The 22,150-nt window shown below is 65.1% G+C and carries 23 protein-coding genes and 1 pseudogene; 6 read left to right on the plus strand and 18 right to left on the minus strand.

The window, feature by feature from the left end; translation table 11 throughout:
• Window positions 1–63: 63 nt before the first annotated feature.
• On the minus strand, window positions 64–1,059 hold the full coding sequence (bioB, locus tag ACVINW_RS09750; RefSeq protein WP_456751092.1) for a biotin synthase BioB: 996 nt from the start codon (window positions 1,057–1,059) through the stop codon (window positions 64–66).
• A gap of 124 nt (window positions 1,060–1,183) precedes the next feature.
• Between bioB and ACVINW_RS09755 the strand changes: the two genes are divergently transcribed.
• A complete protein-coding gene (locus ACVINW_RS09755) occupies window positions 1,184–1,822 on the plus strand; it encodes a GntR family transcriptional regulator (RefSeq protein ID WP_456751093.1) in 639 nt (212 codons plus the stop codon).
• 185 nt (window positions 1,823–2,007) lie between these two features.
• Here the strand turns inward: ACVINW_RS09755 and greA are convergent, their stop codons facing one another.
• The 5 genes from greA to ACVINW_RS09780 form a co-directional block, all read right to left on the minus strand.
• Window positions 2,008–2,490, minus strand: coding sequence for a transcription elongation factor GreA (gene greA, locus ACVINW_RS09760; protein WP_456751094.1), 483 nt, complete (start codon window positions 2,488–2,490; stop codon window positions 2,008–2,010).
• A 79-nt stretch (window positions 2,491–2,569) separates the two neighbouring features.
• Window positions 2,570–5,716: an efflux RND transporter permease subunit gene (locus tag ACVINW_RS09765; protein ID WP_456751095.1), complete on the minus strand. Its 3,147-nt coding sequence runs from the start codon at window positions 5,714–5,716 to the stop codon at window positions 2,570–2,572.
• The gene (locus tag ACVINW_RS09770) at window positions 5,713–6,930 is read right to left on the minus strand and encodes an efflux RND transporter periplasmic adaptor subunit (RefSeq protein ID WP_456751096.1); all 1,218 of its coding nucleotides are present in this window, start codon (window positions 6,928–6,930) and stop codon (window positions 5,713–5,715) included. Before ACVINW_RS09770 ends, ACVINW_RS09765 begins: the two co-directional genes overlap by 4 nt.
• A 297-nt stretch (window positions 6,931–7,227) precedes the next feature.
• Window positions 7,228–8,361, minus strand: a complete 1,134-nt coding sequence (locus tag ACVINW_RS09775; RefSeq protein WP_456751097.1) for a hypothetical protein — start codon at window positions 8,359–8,361, stop codon at window positions 7,228–7,230.
• Between the two features lie 273 nt (window positions 8,362–8,634).
• Window positions 8,635–9,819 carry a hypothetical protein gene (locus ACVINW_RS09780; protein WP_456751098.1) on the minus strand — a complete coding sequence of 395 codons (1,185 nt, stop codon included), beginning with the start codon at window positions 9,817–9,819 and terminating at the stop codon, window positions 8,635–8,637.
• Window positions 9,820–10,109: 290 nt separating this feature from the next.
• Here ACVINW_RS09780 and ACVINW_RS09785 point away from each other — a divergent pair, with 290 nt between their 5' ends.
• Both ACVINW_RS09785 and ACVINW_RS09790 read left to right on the plus strand, forming a co-directional pair.
• Window positions 10,110–10,409 (plus strand): hypothetical protein, encoded by a 300-nt coding sequence (locus ACVINW_RS09785; protein WP_456751099.1) that lies wholly within the window; start codon window positions 10,110–10,112, stop codon window positions 10,407–10,409.
• 428 nt (window positions 10,410–10,837) lie between these two features.
• On the plus strand, window positions 10,838–11,950 hold the full coding sequence (locus tag ACVINW_RS09790; protein ID WP_456751100.1) for a helix-turn-helix transcriptional regulator: 1,113 nt from the start codon (window positions 10,838–10,840) through the stop codon (window positions 11,948–11,950).
• 89 nt (window positions 11,951–12,039) lie between these two features.
• On the opposite strand, the gene ACVINW_RS09795 is transcribed toward ACVINW_RS09790, so the two are convergent.
• Window positions 12,040–12,807, minus strand: coding sequence for a dienelactone hydrolase family protein (locus tag ACVINW_RS09795; RefSeq protein ID WP_456751101.1), 768 nt, complete (start codon window positions 12,805–12,807; stop codon window positions 12,040–12,042).
• A 242-nt stretch (window positions 12,808–13,049) separates the two neighbouring features.
• On the opposite strand from ACVINW_RS09795, the gene ACVINW_RS09800 reads away from it, so the two are divergent.
• The 3 genes from ACVINW_RS09800 to ACVINW_RS09810 are packed head-to-tail and all read left to right on the plus strand — an operon-like array spanning window position 13,050 to window position 14,581.
• A complete protein-coding gene (locus ACVINW_RS09800) occupies window positions 13,050–13,394 on the plus strand; it encodes a hypothetical protein (RefSeq protein WP_456751102.1) in 345 nt (114 codons plus the stop codon).
• Between the two features lie 22 nt (window positions 13,395–13,416).
• Window positions 13,417–14,058 carry a glutathione S-transferase family protein gene (locus ACVINW_RS09805; protein ID WP_456751103.1) on the plus strand — a complete coding sequence of 214 codons (642 nt, stop codon included), beginning with the start codon at window positions 13,417–13,419 and terminating at the stop codon, window positions 14,056–14,058.
• A gap of 7 nt (window positions 14,059–14,065) precedes the next feature.
• Window positions 14,066–14,581: a DUF1697 domain-containing protein gene (locus ACVINW_RS09810; protein ID WP_456751104.1), complete on the plus strand. Its 516-nt coding sequence runs from the start codon at window positions 14,066–14,068 to the stop codon at window positions 14,579–14,581.
• Window positions 14,582–14,731: 150 nt separating this feature from the next.
• On the opposite strand, the gene ACVINW_RS09815 is transcribed toward ACVINW_RS09810, so the two are convergent.
• The 11 genes and pseudogenes from ACVINW_RS09815 to ACVINW_RS09865 form a co-directional block, all read right to left on the minus strand.
• Window positions 14,732–15,955 (minus strand): threonine ammonia-lyase, encoded by a 1,224-nt coding sequence (locus ACVINW_RS09815; protein WP_456751105.1) that lies wholly within the window; start codon window positions 15,953–15,955, stop codon window positions 14,732–14,734.
• Window positions 15,956–16,258: 303 nt separating this feature from the next.
• Window positions 16,259–16,414 carry a response regulator gene (locus tag ACVINW_RS09820; RefSeq protein ID WP_456751106.1) on the minus strand — a complete coding sequence of 52 codons (156 nt, stop codon included), beginning with the start codon at window positions 16,412–16,414 and terminating at the stop codon, window positions 16,259–16,261.
• Between the two features lie 242 nt (window positions 16,415–16,656).
• Window positions 16,657–17,397: a di-trans,poly-cis-decaprenylcistransferase gene (locus ACVINW_RS09825; protein ID WP_456751107.1), complete on the minus strand. Its 741-nt coding sequence runs from the start codon at window positions 17,395–17,397 to the stop codon at window positions 16,657–16,659.
• 29 nt (window positions 17,398–17,426) lie between these two features.
• Window positions 17,427–17,849 (minus strand): transcriptional regulator, encoded by a 423-nt coding sequence (locus ACVINW_RS09830; protein ID WP_456751108.1) that lies wholly within the window; start codon window positions 17,847–17,849, stop codon window positions 17,427–17,429.
• The gene (locus ACVINW_RS09835) at window positions 17,836–18,453 is read right to left on the minus strand and encodes a hypothetical protein (RefSeq protein WP_456751109.1); all 618 of its coding nucleotides are present in this window, start codon (window positions 18,451–18,453) and stop codon (window positions 17,836–17,838) included. The genes ACVINW_RS09830 and ACVINW_RS09835 overlap by 14 nt, the downstream gene beginning before the upstream one ends.
• A gap of 151 nt (window positions 18,454–18,604) precedes the next feature.
• Window positions 18,605–18,940, minus strand: a pseudogene (locus tag ACVINW_RS09840) (DUF1428 domain-containing protein); the annotation flags it as partial.
• 113 nt (window positions 18,941–19,053) lie between these two features.
• On the minus strand, window positions 19,054–19,791 hold the full coding sequence (locus tag ACVINW_RS09845) for a DUF899 domain-containing protein (protein WP_456751110.1): 738 nt from the start codon (window positions 19,789–19,791) through the stop codon (window positions 19,054–19,056).
• 17 nt (window positions 19,792–19,808) lie between these two features.
• Window positions 19,809–20,156, minus strand: coding sequence for an SRPBCC family protein (locus tag ACVINW_RS09850; protein WP_456751111.1), 348 nt, complete (start codon window positions 20,154–20,156; stop codon window positions 19,809–19,811).
• Window positions 20,156–20,629 (minus strand): ArsR/SmtB family transcription factor, encoded by a 474-nt coding sequence (locus tag ACVINW_RS09855; RefSeq protein WP_456751112.1) that lies wholly within the window; start codon window positions 20,627–20,629, stop codon window positions 20,156–20,158. Before ACVINW_RS09855 ends, ACVINW_RS09850 begins: the two co-directional genes overlap by 1 nt.
• 126 nt (window positions 20,630–20,755) lie before the next feature.
• The gene (locus ACVINW_RS09860) at window positions 20,756–21,040 is read right to left on the minus strand and encodes a DUF3551 domain-containing protein (protein WP_456751113.1); all 285 of its coding nucleotides are present in this window, start codon (window positions 21,038–21,040) and stop codon (window positions 20,756–20,758) included.
• A gap of 120 nt (window positions 21,041–21,160) precedes the next feature.
• Window positions 21,161–22,132, minus strand: a complete 972-nt coding sequence (locus ACVINW_RS09865; protein WP_456751114.1) for a Bug family tripartite tricarboxylate transporter substrate binding protein — start codon at window positions 22,130–22,132, stop codon at window positions 21,161–21,163.
• Between the last annotated feature and the right edge of the window lie 18 nt (window positions 22,133–22,150).

A 22,150-nucleotide genomic window follows, 5' to 3' on the forward strand; every position in this document is an offset into this window, starting at 1 on the left:
GCTTCACTCACAGATTTGTCGTTGGTCGCGCGGCGGGGGCCGCGCGCATGCCGAAGGTTTAGCTCAGGCGAGACGGGAGGTGATGCCGAGCCGATCCAGCAGATCGGCGTCGCGGTCGCGCTGCGGGTTCTTGGTGGTCAACAGCACGTCGCCGATGAAGATCGAGTTCGCGCCGGCGAGGAAGCACAGCGCCTGCAATTCATCGGTCATGTATTGGCGTCCGGCCGACAACCGCACCACGCTGGTCGGCATCAGGATCCGCGCCGTTGCGACCAGCCGCGCCAGCGCGATCGGATCGGGACGTTCCGCGGTGTCGTTGACCGGCACGCCCTTGACCTCGTTCCACAGGTTGATCGGCACGCTTTCCGGAGCGCTGGGCAGATTGGCGAGCAGCACCAGCATGCCGAGCCGGTCCTCGACCTGCTCGCCCATGCCGATGATGCCGCCGCAGCACACCTTGATGCCGGCGTCGCGGACATGCGCCAGCGTATCGATGCGATCCTGCAACGTGCGGGTGGTGATGATCTTGTCGTAGAACTCGGGCGAGGTGTCGACATTATGGTTGTAGAAGTCGAGCCCGGCGTCGGAGAGACGCTCGGCCTGCTTGGGCGTCAGCATGCCGAGCGTGACGCAGGTCTCCATCCCCAGGCCCTTCACCGCGCTGACCATGTCGCAGACCTGGTCGAGGTCGCGGTCCTTCGGACTGCGCCATGCCGCCGCCATGCAGAAGCGGGTTGCGCCGGCATCCTTGGCGCGCTGCGCGACGGCGACCACTTCGTCCCGCGGCATCAGGCGGGTGGCCTTCAGGCCGGTGTCGTAATGCGCGCTCTGGGAGCAGTAGCCGCAGTCTTCCGGGCAGCCGCCGGTCTTGATGCTGAGCAGGCTCGCAGTTTCGACGTGGTTCGGATTGAAGTTGGCGCGGTGGATGCCCTGCGCCTGGAACATCAGGTCCGCGAACGGCAGGTTATAGAGTGCCTCGGCCTCCGCCCGCTCCCAAACCTTGCGGGGCGGAGCGCTGTTGCGGCTGTCGGTCCGTTCGATCTCAACGACATCAACCATCGGGCTTGCCTTCTTGTTTGCAATCGATCATAGATAATCAGATATATTATCTATGATCTTGGGTCTTATAATGATGCTAGCTGAGGCTGTGCGGCAGTGCACTCGTTTTTTTGATAGATAATCTATGACGGAAGAGGCTGAAAACACGACGACCGCCGGGCGCATTGCCGAGGTGCTCGCTGAGGACATCATCAGCGGCGCGTTGCCGCCGGATGCCCCGCTGCGGCAGGATCACATCGCGCGGGAATTCCATTCCAGTCATGTCCCGGTGCGCGAGGCGTTCAGGCAATTGGAGGCGCAGCACCTCGTCGTTGCGGTGCCGCGCCGCGGCGTGCGGGTCGCACCGCTCGACACCAAGTCGGTGAAGGAGATCGCCGAGATGCGGGCTGCGCTCGAGGTGGTGGCGCTGCGCAACGCTGCGCCGAAATTCACCTCGGCCCATCTGGCGCGGATCGAGGTCGCCATGATCGAAGGCGACAACGCCGAAACGGTGCAGGATTTCGAGATGGCCAATCGCGCCTTCCACCACGCGCTGGTGGCGCCGTGCGCGATGCCGCGGCTGCTCGCCAGCCTCGACGGCCTGCAGCTGGCGAATTCGCGACTGGTGTTTGCGATGGCGCGCAACGCCGGCTGGCGGCCGCGGCCGAGCCAGGATCATCGCGTGATCCTGCAGGCGCTCCGCGCGCGCAACGTCGAGCAGGCCTGCAGCCTGCTCGCCCGGCATATTCAGACCATCGAACGGCTTGCACTGCCGGCGGCGTGATCGGCAGTCGCTGTCCGCTAAAGCATGATGAGATCAGGCTGAGATGCAACGGCATCGAAGAGTTCACCTCTCCCTTGGGAGAGGTCGATTTGCGCAGCAAATCGGGTGAGCGGTTGCGGTCGATCGAAAGAGCAAGAGCCCTCACCCGAGAGCGCCAAGACGATTCAATCAAAAGTCATCCCGCTTTACGCGATCGCGACGATCTCAAGCTCCTGATCACCCGCGCCCACGACGTCGCCCAGGGCTTTGCCCATCAGCGACCGCGCCACCGGCGAGACGAAGGAGATCGAGCCGGCCTTCGGATCGGCTTCGTCCTCGCCGACGATGCGATAGGTCTGCACGCGCCCGTCGGCGCGGCTGAAGGTCACGGTGCTGCCGAAGGCAACGGTTTCGGTCGAGACAGGATCGGCGACGACCTGCGCGGTGCGGAGCCGTTCCGTGAGATAGCGCGCGTCGCGCAGCGGGACCGCCGACTGCCGGCGCCGCTCGTTGACGTCGTCCAGCTGCTGCGCGGCCTCGTAGGCCTCGCGCGCCTGCTGGAGCTGAAGCTCCAGCGCCTTCCGTCCTGCTTCCGTCACCAGATTGGGATGCGGCGATATGGGGCGGTCCGGCAACAGCGTCTCCGACGCGGTCTCGGCACTTTCTTCCTTGGTGAACGCAACGCTCAATCCGGAACTCCATCGATGGGGCGAGCAGTATAGCGCCGCCTCACGGGCCCCGCTAATGCGCGATGGGATTAGGCCGGGTCTAATGCGGCGCCGGCTGTTCCGCCTTGCCTCGCCGACCGAAGCGGTTCTTCACGCTCTCGCGCCAGCCCTGGAAGGTGACGAACAGCATCGGCACCAGGAAGATGCCGATCGAGCTGGCGGCGAGCATGCCGCCGAACACCGCGGTGCCGACCGCACGGCGGCTGATTTCCGCGGCACCGGTCGCGACCACCAGCGGCACCAGGCCGAGGATGAAGGCGATCGAGGTCATCATGACGGCGCGGAAGCGCATTTGCGCGCCCATCGTCGCGGCCTCCGCAAGTGGCTTGCCGGCCTCGCGCTGCTCCTTGGCGAACTCGACGATCAGGATGCCGTTCTTGGCGGCGAGCGCGATCAGCACCACGAGGCCGATCTGGCCGTAGAGGTCGAGGTTCAGCCCCGCGAGCTTGATCGCAAGATACGAGCCGAACACGCCGACCGTGACCGACAGCAGCACCGGAATCGGGATCGTCCAGCTTTCATACAGCGCCACCAGGAACAGATAGGCAAACAGCACCGCGAGCGCGAGGATGATGCCGGTCTGTCCCGACGCCGCCTGCTCCTGATAGGCGGTGCCGGTCCATTCGTAGGAATAGCCCGAAGGCAGCGTCGATTTGGAGAGGTCGGCCATCGTCGCGATCGCGGTGCCCGACGACACGCCCGCCGCCGGGCTGCCGTTCACCGTGACCGAGCGATAATTGTTGTAGCGCGTGATCACCTGCGGGCCGGTCACGATGCGCAAGGACGCGATCGAGCGGATCGGCACCATCTCGCCGCCGGTGTTGCGCACATAGATCTGCCAGATGTCGGGGATGTCGCGGCGGTCGGCGGCATCGCCCTGCACGTTGACCTGCCAGGTGCGGCCGAACAGGTTGAAATTGTTGACGTAGATGCCGCCGAGCGTAGCCTGCAGCGCGGTGAAGACGTCGGCCATGTTGAGGCCGAGCGCCTGCGCCTTGGCGCGGTCGATGTCGAGATAGACCGACGGGTTGGTCGCGGTGAAGGTCGAGAACACGCGGGCCAGATTTGGATTGCGGTTCGCAGCACCGATCAGCCCGCCCATCACGCTGCTGAGCGAGGCCGGATCCTGGCCTTCGAGCGCCTCGAGCTGATATTCGAAACCGCCCGAGGTCGAGAGTCCGATGATCGGCGGCAGGTTGAACGGCAGCACCGAGGCCTGACGGATCTGCGATCCGCCGACGAAGGTCTGCCCGATCGCGGCCTGCACCGAGTCGGTGACGGCCTTGCGGTCGGCGAACGCTTTCATGCGCGCCACCATGAAGGCGGAGTTCGGCTCGCTGGCGCCGTCGAGCAGCGAGAAGCCGATGATCGACAGCACGTGATCGACCGCCGGGTTCTTCTTCAACAGCGCCTCGACCTGCTTGGTGACCTCGCTGGTGCGCGCCACCGAGGCGCCGTCGGGCAATTGCACCGCGATGAAGAAGGCGCCCTGGTCTTCTTCGGGCAGGAAGCCGGTCGGCGTGATCTTCGATACGCCGAACACCGCGCCGGCGAACACCAGCACCGCGACCAGCGACAGCACCGCCAGGCGGAGCAGCCGCTGCACCACGCCGGCATAGCGGTCGCGCACCCAGTCGATGCCGCCGAGCACCCGTCCCATGATGCCGCGGCGCGGGCCGCCATGGCGCAGGAACACCGCGCACAAAGCCGGCGACAAGGTCAGCGCATTGAGCGCCGAGATCACCATCGCCGCGCTGATCGTCACGGCGAACTGGCGGAACAGCGTGCCGGAAATGCCGGGAATGAACGCGATCGGCACGAACACCGACAGCAGCACCAGCGAGATCGCGATGATCGGCGCGGTGATCTGCGCCATCGCCTTCTTGGTGGCATCGGCCGGCGACAGCTCCGGCTCCTCCTCCATGACGCGTTCGACGTTCTCGACGACGACGATGGCGTCGTCGACCACGATACCGATCGCCAGCACCATCGCCAGCAGCGAGACCGTGTTGGCGGAATAGCCCATCGCGAGCAGCACCGCGAAAGCGCCGATCAGACTGACCGGCACCGCAACGGCAGGGATCACCGTGGCGCGCAGATTGCCGAGGAACAGGAACACCACGATCACGACGAGCACGAAAGCCTCGCCGAGGGTCTTCATCACCTCCTTGATCGTATCGGACACGAAGGTCGTGGAGTCGTACTGCACGAGATAGGTCAGCCCCGGCGGGAACCGCTCCGACAGCCGGGCAAGCGTCGCCTGCACGGCCTTCGCCGTGGTCACGGCATTGGCGCCGGGCGCCAGATAGATGCCCATCGGCACGCCGGGATTGCCGTCGATCCGCGATTCCGAGTCCGAGTTCTGCGCGCCGATCTCGACGGTTGCGACGTCCCTGATCCGCAGCACCGAGCCGTCGGGATTGGCCCGCAGCACAATGTCGCCGAACTGCTTGGATGTGGTCAGGCGGCCCTGGGTCTGGACGTTGAACTGGAACTGCTGGTCATTGCTGATCGGACGCGCGCCGATGCGGCCGACCGGTGCCTGCACGCTCTGGGCCCGGATCGCAGCGATCACGTCCGACGGCGCCAGGTTGAGGCTAGTCAGGCGCTGGGTGTCGAACCAGATCCGCATCGAATAGTTCAGCTTGGCGAACAGCGACGCCTGCCCGACGCCGGGCGTGCGCGAGATCGCGTCCAGCACATTGATGATGGCGTAGTTGGTGATGAACAGCGGATCCTGTTCGGCGCTCTTGCTGTACAGCACGATGAACTGCAGCACGGCCGAGGATTTCTTCTGCACGGTCAGGCCCTGCGCCTGCACCTCGGTCGGCAATTGCGCGAGCGCGCTCTGCACCCGGTTGTTGACGTTGACGGTGTTGATATCGGGATCGGTGCCGAGCGCGAACGAGACCGTCAGCGTATAGCTGCCGTCATTGCCGCTGGTCGACTTCATGTAGAGCATCTTGTCGACGCCGACGACCTGCGCCTCCAGCGGCTGGGCGACGCTGGATTCGACCACTTCGGCAGACGCGCCGGGGAACACGGCCGAGACCGTAACCTGCGGCGGCACGATGTCCGGGAACTGGGCGACCGGGATTTGCATCAGCGCCAGCGCACCGGCGATCGTGATCACGAACGCGATGACGATCGCAAGCCGCGGACGATCGACGAAGATGGCGGAGATCATGGGTTATTGCCCGTCGACTTCGGCGTGCTGCCGGCGCCGCTGTCGGCCGACACCTTCATGCTCGACTGGATCAGCGCGCTGGCCGGTCCGGGCGCGACCACCTCGCCCGGCCTGACCTTCTGCAATCCCTCGACGATCACCTTGTCGCCGAGCGCGATGCCGCTCGTCACCGCCGCAATCGTCGAGGTCGATTGCCCAAGCTGGATCCGTTTTTGCTCGGCCTTGTTGTCCGCGCCGACGACGTAGACATATTCACCCTGCTGGTCCGACAGCACCGCCGAACGCGGGATCGCCAGCACCTCGACCGGCTGCACGCCTTCCAGCAGCACGGTCACGAACTCATTGTCGGTGAGCTCGCGGACCGCGCCGCCGGCTGCAACCGAGGTGTAGGTCGACGGGTTCGGGATGGTGCCGCGCAAGGAGATGGTGTCGGTATTCTGCGCGATCGTGTTGTTGACGAAATTCAATTCACCGGTCTTCTCGTAGAGCCGGCCGTCCGGCAGGCGCAGCCGGATCACGACCGCCTTGAAGCCGCCGCGCGTCGCATAGCGGTCGCGCAGATCGAGCGCCTCGCGCACCGACACGGGGAATGTGACATACATCGGGTCCTGGCTGACGATGGTCGTCAGGGTTCCCGAGCTCGGCGTCACGACATTGCCTTCGGTAACCGAGGTGCGTCCGATCCGGCCGTCGATCGGCGAGTGGATCTCGGTGTAGTCGAGATTGATCTGGGACAGGTCGACCTGCGCCTGCGCCGCCTGCACCTGCGCCTCAAGGCTCTGCTGGTTGGCGACCGCCGCATCGACGTTCGATTGCTGCCCGGCCGGCCCGCCCATCAGGGCCTTGGCGCGATCGGTGGTCAGCTTGGCGTTGACCAGCGTGGCCTGCAGCTGGGCGACCTGCGCCTTCTTCGATGCCAGGTCGGCCTCGAACGGGCCGCGCTCGAGTTGATACAACAGGTCGCCGGCCTTGACCTCGGCGCCCTCGACGAAGTTCCGCTTCTCCAGGAACGCGGTGACGCGCGCCACCACGTTGACGCGGTTGGGCGCTTCGATGCGTCCGAGAAACTCATTGGTTTCGGTGATCGGCCGCTTCACCGCCTCGAACACGCCGACCGCAGGAGGCCCGGGGGGCCCCGCCTGGGCATGCGCCGCCTGGATCCCGATCACCGCCAGTCCCGCCGATACCAGAAGTCCTGCCAATCCACCGAGCATTCGTTCCGCACCACTCATGCTGTCCAACCCCTCGGCTACCAACAGACTCTACGAGACGGATATGACGTCGGGTTCCCCAAGACCGGGACGGTCAGGAGATCATAACGCGCCTAATCCGACAATCCTGTAACGTGATTGCGCGGTGACCAGGCGTCAGCGAGGAGCGCTATCTCCGGGAAGCGGCGCGGCCCTGCAATGCCCGCGCAATCGCATCCGCACCGCTGGCTTGGCGCGGCCGTGGATGTCGACGGCTCCCGTCAATGTGATGCAGGCAAAAGGGGCAGCGGCCCGGGCCGCTCACAACGCGATGGCGTTCTTCAAGCGCGACGTCGCTTGATAGGCGGGCGACGCCAGATGCTCGGACAGCCATGGCCGCGCGCGCTGGCCGCTGGCCTCGTGCACGCCGTCGAAGATGGCCATGTCGATCGAATGCGGGTGGCCCGACAACGCGTAGACCGATTGCATTTCCGCGAACTTCTCCTCACGCCCGAGCTCGATCGCGTTGGCGCCGTCGCGGCTGCCGATCTCGACGAACAGCGGACACGGACAGAGCAGGTACGCCAGCTCTGTCCCGGCGTATTTGGCGCGGCTGTTGGCGAAATGAATATAGGCCGCCAGTTCGATGCCGAGGTTCTTGCTGATCGTGGACGACATCAGAAACTTCTTCTCGTCACGCATATAGCCGGAGACCACGGTCGGCCGCATCCGCCCCGTCGCGGCTTCGAGATGCAGCGCGAGAAAGGCGCCCGAGGACACTCCATAGACGCCGACATTCAGACCGGAGGCCCCGGTCAGCTTGCGGCAGACGGTCTCGCCGGCGTCGATCGATGCGCACGACACGTTGTGCGCGGAGACGCCGTGGGACGCCAGCATCGCGGCGATGTTGTTCTGGCTTTCCTGATTTCCGATCTGGACGATGTAGGGACACCAGACGACATAGCCGTCCTGGCACAGCTGCTTGCCGATCGCGTTCATGTAGTCCTGGTCGGCATCGTCGAAGCAGCGCTCCGGCGTGCTTGCCATGCCGTGACCGAGCAAAATCAATCCTCGGAACGCGCCGTCGGGAATCCCGAGACAGCCGCGCACCGGCACGCCGCATTCCAGATCGAACTCGACCTTCACCACCGAGAATCGGTCCGCCGTGCTGCGCCAGAGAATCCGGATCTCGTCGCCGGACGGCCGGTAAAGCCGCCGTCCCCGGAGCAGCGACCGCATCTCGCGGCGAATTTCCGACCCGGTCGCGACCGCGCGCAGCTTTCCGCTTGCCGCGATATCGAAGAACGAGCGGCAGAACGTATCGTAGCCAAGGGCCGGCAGATCGACGTTCGCGCACGACCCCTGGCAGTGACTCAGCGCCAGCGTGTTGCCGGCGACCGATGCGGGTCCAACCAGCGTCATCAACAATCCGGACAGCGCCCTGCGGCTGATCATCGGTTCCTCTCGAGCCCACGCTGGCTCGGCTGACTGACGGAGGTCACTGTCGCCGCGAATTGCGCGGATACAAATTAAAGATGTCCATGATCGAACGATCGCAAGCAGCGTTGCAAACGAGTGACTCTGGCTGAACCAGTGCAGCGGCCACCGATGCCAAATACGTTTCGGGACGCTTCGGAAATGTGTCTGATCGTCGCGCCGATTCAATTTCGCCGCACGCGGCGATGATCGTCGGGTCAGCGTCAGGTTCCAATCATCGGGTCTCAATGATCAAGTTTTGGGCTTGATCTCGGTGACCTTGGCATCGGCGGCCTTCGGCGGATCGCCGAAATCGAGTTTCTTCTGGAAGCCGATCTGCACGTTCAGTGCCCAGGGCTGAACCTCGTCGGGCCGCCGCACCTGCCGGACCGAGGCTCCGGCCGTGCCGATATATCCGTCACCGAAATCATGCGCGAAATCGAGCCCGGTGAGGAACGTCGTGCTCCACAGATCGGTGTTGAGATAGTCGTCGCGGCGATAGCGCGCCAAGAGGCTGACCGCGTTCTTGTCGTCGAACTTGTAGCTGAGCGAGGCTTCGCTCGCTTGCCCGACGTCGAGCGAGGCGAACGAGAGCGTGGTATCCGAGATCGTTCGCGACGATCCGACCCCGAATGTCCACGCACCGGTCTGATACTTGGCCTTGGCGGTGTAGAGCAGCTGCTTGACGTCGTCGAAATCGGTGGTGTCGTATCTGGCGAAATACGGCGACACCGATCCTTCCACCTCGACGCCGCTGCTCTTCACCGTGAAGAAGGCGTTCGGCTGCACGATGTTGTGGCTGCGATCGAGCCCGAAAATATCGGTCGCGAGGTAGGCAACCCGCGACAGCACCACCGAAGTGCCGATCTCGCCGGTCCCGAACTTGTAGGCGAAGCCGGGCATGAAGGTGCGCGTCACGAAGTTCTCGTCCTGCGGCAGGAAATCGCCCAGCGTGAAGATGTTTCGCTCGTTGAGCGCGTTGATGCCGGTGTCGACATTGGCGAACAGCCTGAAATCCGTGGTGTCGTATTCGAGACGGTTGCGCAGCTGTACGCCATGCGAGCGGCGCGCCCAATTGTCGTCGACCGTCGTCGTCAACGTGGTGCGCAACGCCAGCTTCGGTGCAAGCTCGATGGCGCCGGCGGCGGTGATGATCGCAGTGGTGCTGGGGGCTGCGACGCCGGGGTCGTATTGCGTGTCGGCAAACTTGACGTTGAGCCCGACGATGCCGTCCTGAAGCGAGCCGCGCAGGTAATCGTAGTTGATCGTCTGCGTCGCGAACATGCTGCCGCGCGCACCCAGGGTATCGGTCGGGTTGGAATCATAGCCCGTGCGCAGGCCGATCGAGCCGGCGTTCACGGACACCGTCTCCGCCGGAGCGGTCTGCGCCAGACCTGCGGAGACGCCAAGCTGCGAAGCAACAACAACTGCCGCCAACAACGCACGCCGAATCATGCACGCGACCCTCCACGCACAGGGTCGGAAATCATGGTTAATCGGCCGTTAAATCCGCAATTTCTGGTTGATTTTGGCCTTTCGGCCTGATGCGCATAGCGCGCGATTTTGATGACATCATCAGCATCAATGAGGGCATCAAGGATTCTGATAACATGGTTAACGCTAAGTATTAGAGTAAAAAACCACTTCAAGTTGTACGCGAATTCGAGACGTGGATAGTGGCGGCGACCAAGCCAATGGTCTTGGGCTCGATAACAACGGAGGAAGTCATGAAGAAGTATATCGTCGCCGTCGCTCTCGCCTCGCTCGTCGCCTCGCCGGCCTTCGCCGGTGGCCCCCGTGGTGGTGGCGGCGCCCTGATCGGTTCCGTGATCGCTCCGATCACGACCGCGGTCTCCGCGCTCAACGTCAACGCGCTCAACAACGTCAACGTGCTCGGCGGCGGCGTCAACGTCCTGAACGGCAACAAGACCAACGTCTCGGCCATCCTGCCGATCAGCCTCAAGAACACCAACATCCTGTCCGGCATCCTCGGCGGCGGTCGTTCGCACGGCTGCGGCTGCAACTAAGTGCACTTGTCGGGAGGGCACCGAGGTGCCCTCCCGACAACTTCGGGCGAGAGCCGCTTGCATCCGCCCCGCCACACGATCCATTCACTCACCTATCATCCAGGCAGCCTCGCCCTTCCACGACTCCGGATCGCGTCACGACGATCGTCGGACGCCGACGTTTCAGACATCCCACGACAGGTCGTGATTGCCCTGCAAGGCAGGCCATGGCGTCAGCGCGCCCCTCCGCCAAATTCCTCTCCGCGACATTTCGTCCCGACCGGCGCCATGTCGCGACACGCCGGATGCCCGGGAGGACCAACGAACGTCCGTCATTCATCATGAGTGCCCCGGAATAGTCCGGACTCGTGGCTCGGGTTGAATTGCTCTACGCAATATTTCCGAGGTCGATGGGGTTATCTGTTGGGCAATGTTTTTTGGAATGACCGATGGCGAACGACCTGCACGAGCATCTGATCGAACTGGCCTATGAGGCCGCGGTCGTTCCCGAACTGTGGCCGAACGTGCTGCACCAGGTCGGCGGGATCGCGAAAGCGCGCGGTATCGTGCTGCTGACGGCGGCCCCGCACGACGTCCGCTGGGTCGCATCGCCCGACATGCACGACGACACCGTGGCCTATGTCGAGGGCGGCTGGCACGAGCGCAACGGGCGGCTGCCGCGCCTGCTCGCGGCCAACCATGCCGGCTTCCTGCGCGACATCGACGTGTTCGCGACGCCCGAGGAGGTGCAGCAGGACTACCAGATCCGCGAGTTCTTCCGCCCGCGCGGGCTCGGATGGGGCGCCGGCACCGCGATCCCAGTGCCGAGCGGCGACGTGCTGATCTACAGCGTCGAGCGCGAATATCAGCATGGGCCGATCGAGCGGGAAGCCATCGAGCAGCTCGATGCGCTGCGCCCGCATCTGGCGCGTGCGGCTCTGCTGTCGGCGCGGCTCGGAATGGAGCGCGCAAGGGCGGCAACCGAATCGCTGGCGATGCTCGGCCTGCCCGCAGCGGTGCTGCGGCGTGGCGGCCGCCTAATGGCCGCCAACACGCTGTTCGACCGCCTGGTGCCCGACGTGATGCAGGATCGCGCCGAGCGGCTGACGCTGGCGACGGCCACCGCCGACGTGCTGTTCGCCCAGGCGCTGGCCGCACTCGAGCAAGGGCTGATCAGCACGGAGGTCCGCTCGGTGCCGATCGCAGCGCAGGACGATCGTCCGCCGTTGATCGTGCATCTGGTCCCGATCCACGGCACCGCGCGCGACCTGTTCGACCGCGCGCTGGCGATCGTGATCGTGACGCCGGTGGTGCCGGCCGAAGTGCCGAATGCGGAAGTGCTGCAAGGCCTGTTCGACCTGACGCCGGCGGAAGCCCGCGTCGCGCGCGGCATCGGCGAGGGCCGAACCGTTGACGCAATCGCCATCGCCTTCGGCATCTCCCGCGAAACGGTGCGCAACCAGCTCAAGGCCGTGCTGGCGAAGACCGGGCTCGGCCGCCAGGTGGAGCTTGCCGGCCTGCTCGCCGGCACGAAGGTGCCGCCGGGTTCGTCCGCGGAATAAGGCATGATCCGGAAAACTGCGAAGCGGTTTTCCGTCGCGACAAACGCGGAACGTTTGCGCCGAGATCATGCTCAAACATAGCGCGGCGCTCAGGCTGCGTTCAGACGAGCCTTGAGGAATCCGGCAACTCGGCTGACCGCGTCGGCGGTCATTGGATCATCGTCCGCGAAATCGAACCCGTGCGCCTTGCCCGGATATTTGACGATCTCCGCCGCGGCGCCGACCGACTTGCCGAGCCTGACGAGCTTCTCACCGCTAGAGAGCGGCACGTTGCGGTCGGCCTCGCCATGCAGCTCGAGCAGCGGCGGCAGGTGCCTGACCTCCGGCGCGATCTTGTCGGGCATGCCGCCATACAGCACGGCCAGCGCCGACACCCGCGCGTCGCGGGCCGCCGCGGTCGCGGCAACGTAGCCGCCGAGCGAGAAGCCGAGCAGCCCGATCCGCCCGGAACTGTCCGCACTTGCCAGCACCGAGGTCAGCACGGACGAGACGCGCCCGGCCCAGGCGTCGAACCGCCCGGCTTCATAGGGCGCGCGGCTCTCGCTCGTATGCATCGTCGCAAGCGCCTGCTCGTCGGCCGGCGTGTAGTAACGCACGAAGTAGGCGTCGATGCCGTCTGCGGTCAGCGCACTGGCATAGCGCTGATAGGCCTGCGGCCTGAGATCGAAACCACGCAAGCCGTGCAGGACCAACACGGCCGGCCGCTTGCCGGAGCGCCCGGCGGCGTAGCGGTTGAGCGTGATGCGGCCTTCGCTGGCATCGACGCTGAGCGTCTCGGCCGCCGCCGCCGCAAGCGCGGGCGATGCCGCCAGCAGCGCAAGGCTGCCAAGCAGGCTCCGTCGGCTGATGGCTGGCATCGAAACCTCGATTGGATCGCGCGGCCGGCGGCCGGTCCGCGCTGCTATATCATGCTGAAGCGCATGCCCGATAGATCGCGCAAGCATCCGCCGGTCCACCCAGCGAGGGGGGCCCGACCGATAATGCCGGCTCTCGGGGCGATCGCAAAAGGATCGCATGTTCAAATCGCACGGGTTGCGCTAGTGATAGCTCCCCTCCCTGCGCCAGCCGGCGCATGTCCCGTCATAATGAGTGTATCTGAATGGCCGAAGCCGACCTCGACGCCGTCATCCGGCAAACCGCAAGAGCGCAGACCAAGGCCGTGATGGCGGCCGCCAGGAAGCGCCAGGCCGTCTGGGTCGCACGCGCCGCCAAGGCCACGGACAAGGACACCAAGGCACGCTTCCGCCACCTCGCCAAGAGCACCATCCTGAACGCCACCGCGACCGCCAAGCGGTTGCAGAATTCGGCGGAGAATGCCGCCGACGCCTATGCCCGCGCCATGAAGAAGGCGATGGAAGAGCCGCCGCCGGCAAAGGATCCCCAGAAGAAATCCGAGCCGAAGCCCGACAAGCAATCCGAGAACAAGCCGGCGAAGAAGAAATAGGACGCCTGAGAGGCAGCCCCGCATGCTCACCGTTCACCATCTCGGCAAATCGCAATCGGAGCGGATCGTCTGGCTGTGCGAGGAGCTTGCGATCCCCTACGAGCTGAAGTGCACCACACGCGATCCCATCACGATGCTGGCGCCGGCCGACTACAAGGCGCTGCACCCGGCCGGTGCCGCGCCCGTCATCACCGACGGCGAGCTGGTGCTGGCCGAATCCGGCGCGGTCGTCGAATACATCGTCGCCAGATACGGCGATGGACGGCTGACGCTGCAGCCGGATCATCCTGATTTCGCCCAGTTCCTGTACTGGTTTCACTTCGCCAACGGCACGCTGCAGGCGCAGATGGGCCGCAGCATGATCCTGCACCGGCTCAACCTCGCGGCCGACAATCCGATGCTGGTGGCGACCAAGGCGCGGGTCGACCGCTCGTTCGACCTGATCGAGGCGCGGCTGCGCGATGTGCAATATCTTGCCGGCGACACGTTCACGACCGCCGACATCATGATTGGCTTCTCGCTGACGACGATGCGCTATTTCCTGCCTTACGACCTCGGCCGCTGCCCGAGCATCAGGGCCTATCTCGGCCGCATCGCGGCGCGCCCGGCCTATCAGCGCGCGATGCAGAAGGGCGATCCGGGCATGGCACTGCTGCTGACGTGAGGTCGTGATGCCGCGTTACGTCGCTCTGCTGCGCGCGGTCAATGTCGGCGGCACCGGCAAGCTGCCGATGACCGAGCTGAAGGCGATGTGCGTCGACGCGGGGTTCGACGACGTGCAGACCTATATCGCCAGCGGCAATGTGGTGTTCTCCTCGAAGCTCGGCGCGGCCAAGGTCAAGGCCGCGCTGGAGCAGCGGTTGCATGCCTATGCCGGCAAGCCGGTCGGCATCGCGGTGCGGAGCGCCGACGAGATCGCCGCGGTGCTGAAGGCCAACCCGTTTCCGAAGGCGCCGCCGAACTTCACGGTCGCGATCTTCCTCGACGACCCGCCGCCCAAGGATGCGCTGAAGGACGTCAAGGGCCAGCAGGACGAGCAGATCCGGCTCGGCAAGCGCGAGATCTATGTCGCCTATGGCAGCGGCATGGGCCGCTCGAAGCTGAAGATCCCCGCCGCCGCCCGCGGCACCGCGCGCAATATCAACACGATCGCGAAGCTCGCCGAGCTGGCGACGGACGAAGAGTAAGCCCAGTCGGAAAACCTAAGACCCGTCATCCTGAGGAGCGCGCCCTTGCGCGCGTCTCGAAGGATGCACGGCCCGGCTGGTGGCCGATTCATCCTTCGAGACGCCGCTGCGCGGCTTCTCAGGATGACGGTTCAAGGGCGGATTACGCTGCTACGTTTCCCGCACCGCGAATCCTTCGGCGTTGAGTCTCGTCAGCACGTCCTCCAGATGGGCGCGGTCGCGGGTTTCGATCACGAGCTCGAGCAGCGTCGCCTTCGCCGGCAGGTCCGAGAAGGTGCGCTGGTGCGACACCTCGATGATGTTGGCGCCGGCATCCGCGAGCAGGATCGACACCGCCGCGAGCTGTCCGGGCCGGTCGACGATATCGAGCGCCAGTTGGGTCAGCCGTCCCTCGCGCGCGAGCTCGCGGGTCAGCACCGAGGCGATCAGCCTGGTGTCGATATTGCCGCCGGTCAGCACGAGGCCGACATTGCGGCCGGCAAACCGCTCGGGCGCCGCGAGCACTGCGGCAAGGCCGGCAGCGCCGGCGCCCTCGACCACCGTCTTCTCGATCGAGATCAGGGTCGCAACCGCGCGCTCGATCTGGTCCTCGCTGACCAGCACGATATCGTCGACGAGCTCACGAACGATTTTCGTGGTGATCTGCCCGGGCGCCTTGACCGCGATGCCCTCGGCGAGCGTATCGCCGCGCATCGGCAGCTGCTCACCTTTGACCGCGTTGTACATCGACGGATAGAGCTGGGCCTGCACGCCGATGATCTGCACCGACGGCTTGATCGCCTTCGCGGCCGTGGCGATGCCCGAGATCAGCCCGCCGCCGCCGATCGGCACCACCAGGATATCGAGCTCCGGCACCGCCTCGAGCATTTCGAGCCCGATCGTGCCCTGGCCTGCAATGATCATGGGATCGTCATAGGGGTGGATCAGGATCAGGCCTCGCTCGGCGGCATGGGATCCGACGAACGCGAAGCATTCTTCCAGCGTCTGCCCTGTCATGACGACCTCGGCGCCGTGCCGCCTGGTGTTCTCGATCTTCACCATCGGCGTGCCGATCGGCATCACGATGGTGGCGGGGATGCCGAGCCGCTTGGCGTGGTAGGCGACGCCTTGGGCGTGATTGCCGGCGGACATTGCGATCACCCCGCGCTTGCGCTCATCCGACGACAGCGCCTGCAGCCGGTTGAGCGCGCCGCGCTCCTTGAAGGTCGCGGTGAACTGCAAATTCTCGAATTTGAGGAACAGGCGGCAGCCGCAGATCTCGCCCAGCGTGCGGCTCTCGTTGCACGCCGTGACCATCACCGAATCCCGGATCACGCCGGCGGCGCGGCGCACGTCGGCAAGGGTTACGGCGGGTGGATTGGAAGGATGCGGCATCGGCTTTGCTCAGGTCCATTTTGTCAAACGGAACCTAGCGGGTTTCGGCGCCGAAAACGACCGCGCTATCGTGCGGCCGACGCAGCCGGCTCCGGCCTGGCGGGCACCGCCGGCTGGACCTCATCGCATTTGGCGCACAGCAGCGCGGTACGGAAATGCTTGTCGAGCGCAATGGTTCGCGTCCTGCCGCACTGGCAGCGCATCGGCTTATCCATGAAAGGTCGGCCCGGGTTCGAGATGCAAGGAAAGCGCGCGCTTAGCTAACCCGATCCGGTTAACCCAATATGACTTGCAGACGGAAAACTAGAAAAAGCCCGCGCTGAGATCGAGACCATAGCTTGCCCTGAGCACCGCGACGAACAGCGCGGCCAAGGCGAACAGCAGGACATGCCGGGCGATGCTGCTCCGAAGCGAATTGGCCGGAAACACCCGTGCGATCGATTGAGCCAAAGCAGTCATTTGCGACCTCCAGAGCAGCGTCCCGAAGGTAGGTCGCGCGCAGGCCTGCGAGGTTCAACGCGGCTCGCGGAACGGGAGGCGGCGTGCCGATGCGCTCGGTTCCCGATCACGTTGCACGCGCGTCCGGTTCCTGAAGCGGTGACCGATCACGATCAGGGTGCCCTTGGCGCAGCGCAGCCTCTTTATTCGAATTTGAGCATGCTCTTTTCGGAAAAGCGCTTCGCACTTTTCCCGATCATGCTCTACAGGTTCGGCACCTCCGCCGGCGCGATCGCAGTCAGGCCGCCGAAGCGGCGCTCGCGGCCGTGGAAGGAGGCGAGTGCGTCGGCGAGGTCGTCGGCTTCGAATTCAGGCCACATCCGCTCGGTGAAGTGCAGCTCGGCATAGGCGCCTTCCCAGAGCAGGAAGTCCGACAACCGCTTTTCGCCGGAGGTGCGGATGATCAGATCGACGTCGCGCAGGCCGGCTTCGCCGGTGATCAGATCGGCAAAGGTCTCGCGGCTCAGCGGGCCTGCGCCGGCCGCGCGCGCGGCGGCATTCAGGATGGCGTCGCGCGCCGAATAGTCGATCGCGATGCGCAGATGCAGCGTGGTGCCGGAGGCGGTCTCGGCCTCGGCGCGGCCGATCGCGGCCGCGATGCCGTCGGGCAGCCGGTCGCGGCGGCCGATCACGGAAAGCCGAACGCCGTTGCGCACCAGCGCCGCGATCTCGTTGGCAAGATAGAACCGCAGCAGTCCCATCAGCGCCGCGACCTCGGCCTTCGGGCGGCGCCAATTGTCGCTGGAGAATGCGTAGAGGGTCAGCGTGCCGACGCCGTGGTCCGGTGCAGCCTCGACGATGCGGCGGATCGCTTCGACGCCCGCTTCATGTCCGCGCAGCCGCGACAGGCCGCGCCGCGTCGCCCAGCGGCCGTTGCCGTCCATGATGATGCCGACATGGAGCCTCGCGATGGCTTCCGGCTTGAGCGCAACGTTACTTTGCATCACAAAGTCTCCGGATAAAAATGGAATAATCAAACCGGCTGGACGCCGAGACGTCCGGACGCGCCGCCGTCCTTGCCGGCCGCCTTTTCAGCCCTGCCGGCGGCCTTCTCGGCCGTGCCGGCGGCCTTGGCTGCGTCGCGCACCAGCTGTTCGAGCACGGCGAGATAATCCAGGAAACGGCGACGGCCGCTCTTGGTCAGGCGGCAGCTGGTGTGCGGGCGATTGCCCTCATAACCCTTGATGACGTCGACCAGGCCGGCCTCTTGCAGCACCTGCAAATGCCGGCTGAGATTGCCGTCGGTCAGGCCGCAGAGCTGCTTGAGATCGGCAAAGGCGAGCCCCTTCGGATGCGCCATCAGCGAGGTCAACAGTCCGAGCCGCGCTTTCTCGTGGATGACGCGGTCGAGACCATCATAGGCGAATGGCGCGGTGGTCAGCTCAGTCTTCGGCATCATGGCCTCCGGAAGCGAAATACAACAGCGCGGCAAGCAGCAGCTGGCCGACCGCGAACGGCAGTCCCATGGTCCAGGGCGACAGCGCGTGGCTCTGGCTTGCGATCAACAACGCCGTGAAGCCGGACAGGAAATACCAGGCACCGCCGAGCGCGATCGTGCGCGGCAGCAGGCGGACCGAGGCGAACACGCCGAGACTGACCAGCACCTGCCACAGGCCGGGCAGCATCCACAGCGTCTCCGGCGCGAATTTCCATTGCAGGATCGCGAGCAGCACGCCGGCGATGACAGCGGGAACGAACTGCCCGATCGCCTGCTGCACCATCGCGTCGGCAAGGCCGGAATGGTGCCGCCGCGAGCGCGCCTGCATCTCGATCCAGATCAGCACGGCCGACAGCAGCGCGGCTGCGGCCCAGCCCGCGAGGAATGCGATCGGATGCGTCGTGGGATCGTCGAGCCAGAGATATTGCGCGAACGCCGTGACCAGCGCGATGCCGCTGGTGGCGGCAACCGTCGCCGGACCATAGCCGCGGAACGCGGTTCCGGCCGCAATCTGGCTGCGGATCGCGAGAATATCGGCCAACGCCTTGTCGAGGTCGCGCATGTTTCGCCCGCACTTTGTAATGCAAAGTATACGGGATCGCCAAGTAAACGCAAGCAGCATCGCGCCGCCGGCCGGTCGCGATGTTTAACGGCCGGTTACCGCGCGAATTGCGGCGAAAAGCGTGCGGCCTTACACCTTCACGAGGCCTCGCAAAGCCGCCATAGATCATCCGCTTCGGATCGAACGGCACGTCGCCCTTGCCCATCGATTCCAGGCGGGGATCGGCCATCACCTTGGCGTTGATCCTGTCGCGCTGGGCGCGCGACTTGTAGGTGATCCAGGCGAACACGACGGTTTCGCCGGCCTTCAGCTTCACGCTCTGCGGAAACGAGGTCAGCTTGCCCGGCTTGACGTCGTCGGCGACCCACTCGCGATAATCCAGCGCGCCATGTTCGCGCCAGACCTTGCCGGCCATCTTCGAGAGCTTGGCATAGGCCTTGAGTTTCTTCTTCGGCACGGCGACGACGAAACCATCGACGTAAGGCATGCGTATGACTTTCTGCTGTAGAGTTTCCCCTCACTGCGAGGAGCGAAGCGACGAAGCAGGCCATCTGGACCCTTGCGGCGCGATGGATTGCTTCGCTTCGCTCGCAATGACGATCAGGAGTGACAGCAGGATGCCTGAACCGGTGCCGGCTGGTACTGGTCACGTAGCCGCACCCAGTCCATCGGATAGGGCAAGCCTTCCTCGTGGCGGCCGAGCGGCGTCAGATCGAGGTAGTGATAGGCGGCATTCATCATGTCGAGACCGCGCGCGAAGGTCGAGTAGGTGTGGAACACGCTGCCCGTCTCGTCGCGGAAGAACACGCTGATGCCGGGCAGCTCCGGCCCGTAGAGCGGGCTCGTTCCGTAATTGTATTTCGCGTTCCCTGCGTCGATCTGGCCTTGTGTGAACGACACGCCGTAGTCGTAGTTGAAGTCATTGCCGCCCGACGACACCCAGTCGAAGGTCCAGCCCATCCGCCGCTTGAACGCCTCGAGCTTGGCGAGCGGCGCGAGCGAGACCGCGATCATCGTGGTGTCGCGGGCAGCCAGATGCGGGACCATGCGCTCGAAGCCGTCGACCCAGAACGAGCAGCTCTTGCAGGCGGCGTCCCACTCCGGCGCGAACATCACATGCTGGACCACGAGCTGCGGCCGGCCCTTGAAGAGACCGCCGAGCGTCACCTTGCCGTCGGGCCCGTCGAACACGTAGTCCTTGTCGACCTTGACCCAGGGCAGTTCGCGGCGCTGCCGGCTCAGCGCCTCGCGGGCCTGGGTCAGTTGCTTCTCACCGGCCATCAATGCCTTGCGGGCTGCGATCCATTCTTCGCGCGAGACGATCTTGTGCTGTTGCATGAGATACTCCTTTGCGGTCAGGCGCCGACATATTGTTCCAGATTGCCGAGGAATTCGGTCCAGCCGCGCTGGTGGTTGTCGCGGGCGGTCTCGTCGACGAACTGCGCGTGATGGAAGGTGAGCAAGGTGCCGCCCCTGTCGGGCTTGATCGATACCGTGACCTCCGACTCGCGCTCCGGCGTCGAATGCCAGGCCCAGCTGAACACCAGCCTCTCGTTCGGCACCACCTCGCGATAGATGCCGCCGACCTCGTGATATTCGCCGTTCGAGCCGGTGAACTTGATCCGGTAACGTCCGCCGACGCGGACATCGAGCTCGGCCTGCGTGGTGCCGGGCTTGACCTGCCCGGGGCCGAACCACTGCACTAGGTTTTCCGGCTCGGTCCACGCGGCGTAGACTTTTTCCGGCCGCGCGCGGAGCCGCCGCGTGAGGGTGAGGCTTGGCCGCGCGACGGGACCGCCGTCGGCTGCGGATCGCTTTTCCGATTGGTTTGCCGATTGGTCTGCCATGGGTCTTCCTCCACAAAAGCGGCCAGACGATCGAGATTGTCGGACCAGAATTGCGCATAGCGATTGAGCCAGTTCATCGCCTGCTCCATCGGCCTTGCGGTGAGCCGGCACGCCACGGTGCGGCCGGTCTTCTCGCGCGTCACGAGGCCGGCATCGGTGAGCACGTCGAGATGCTTCATGATCGCCGGCAACGACATCGCGAATGGCTGCGCCAGCTCGCTCACCGACAGGCCGTCCTGCTCGCCGAGCCGCGCCAGCAGCGCGCGGCGGGTGGGATCGGAAAGCGCCGCGAAAGTGCGGTCCAGCGTCTCGTCCTGATACTTAACCATATGGTTTAGTATAGGCGCAAACGGCGTGTCGTCAAGCTTAATGCTTCACGATCGCGTTAGGCGGAACGCAGTGCGAGAATCAGTTTCGATACGGCGGCAACCGGCGCCGTGCGGTGAAGCCCGATTCTAATCGGGGTAGACGGTCCGGTGCCGGCGATGGTGGCGGCGCGGCGACGGCGGCGGTGGCTCGCGGAACAGGAAGCGCGGGTTCTCGCCGCAGCTGAGATAGCGCCCGGACACGCTCGCCTGGCATTGCTGGTAGGTCTGGTAGGCACATTCGCCGGGATAGCCGAGGCTCGGGCCCTGCGCGCACCAGGGATAGTCATACGGATCGGCGGACGCCGGCTTGATGCTCGCACCGGCAAGCGTCATCGTCCCCAAAACCAGCAGTGCAAATCGCGATGTGCGCATGATCCGACTCCTTCGATGCCGCAGCAAGCAACGTGCGGCATCTTGGGCAAGGTTCCTGAAGCTCATTTTATTCCGCGTCAAGGCCCAACAAGAAACCAGGCGTCTCCCGACACGCGACGCCTACTCGACCTTGAGGCCGGCGAACTCGACGACCTTCTTCCACTTGTCGGTCTCGGCCTTGATGTCGTTGCCGAAGGCGTCCGGCGTCTGGATCAACGAATCGCCGCCGAGCTCGACCAGGCGCTTGCGCATGTCGGGCTCGGCGAGAACGGCGTTGATCTCGGTGTTGAGCTTCGTGATCAGTTCCTTCGGCGTGTTCTTCGGCGCCCCCATGCCGAACAGCGCGCTCGCCTCGTAGCCCTTCACGGTCTCGGCGATCGCCGGCACGTCGGGCAGCTGCGAGGACCGCTCCGCGGTAGTGACGCCGAGCGCGCGCAGCGAGCCGGAGCGGATGTGCTGGATGATCGAGGGCATGTTGTCGAAGATCACCTGCACCTGGCCGCCGAGCATGTCGGTGATCGCAGGCGCGGCGCCGCGGTACGGCACGTGCTGCATCTTGCAGCCGGTCATCGACATGAACATCTCGCCGGACAGATGCACCGAGGTGCCGTTGCCGGACGAGGCCATGTTCACCTTGCCGGGATTGGCCTTCACATATTCGATGAACTCGGCAACGGTCTTGGCCGGCACGTCCTTGTTGACGGTCATCACGTTCGGGACGCGGTTGAAGGACGCAACCGGCGCGACGTCGCGCACGAAGTTGAACTTCAGATTGGCGTAGAGCGAGGCGTTGATGTAGTTCGCCGGATTGACCAGCAGCACGGTGTAGCCGTCCGGCTCGGCGTTGATCGCAGCCTCGGTGCCGATATTGTTGCCGGCGCCCGGCTTGTTCTCGATCACGAATTGCTGGCCGAGCTTCTCCGACAGCCGCTGTCCGATCAGCCGCGCGATGATGTCGGTGGCGCCGCCCGGCGGATAGCCCACGATCCAGCGCACCGGCCGCGCCGGATAGTCGGCAGCGGACGCACGGCCGATCGCGAATGTCGAAATTCCCGACCCGATCAGGCCCAGCGCGGTGCGGCGTGAAATCATGAAAGTTTCTCCCAATCC

It is taken from the genome of Bradyrhizobium sp. USDA 4461, from assembly GCF_054055655.1.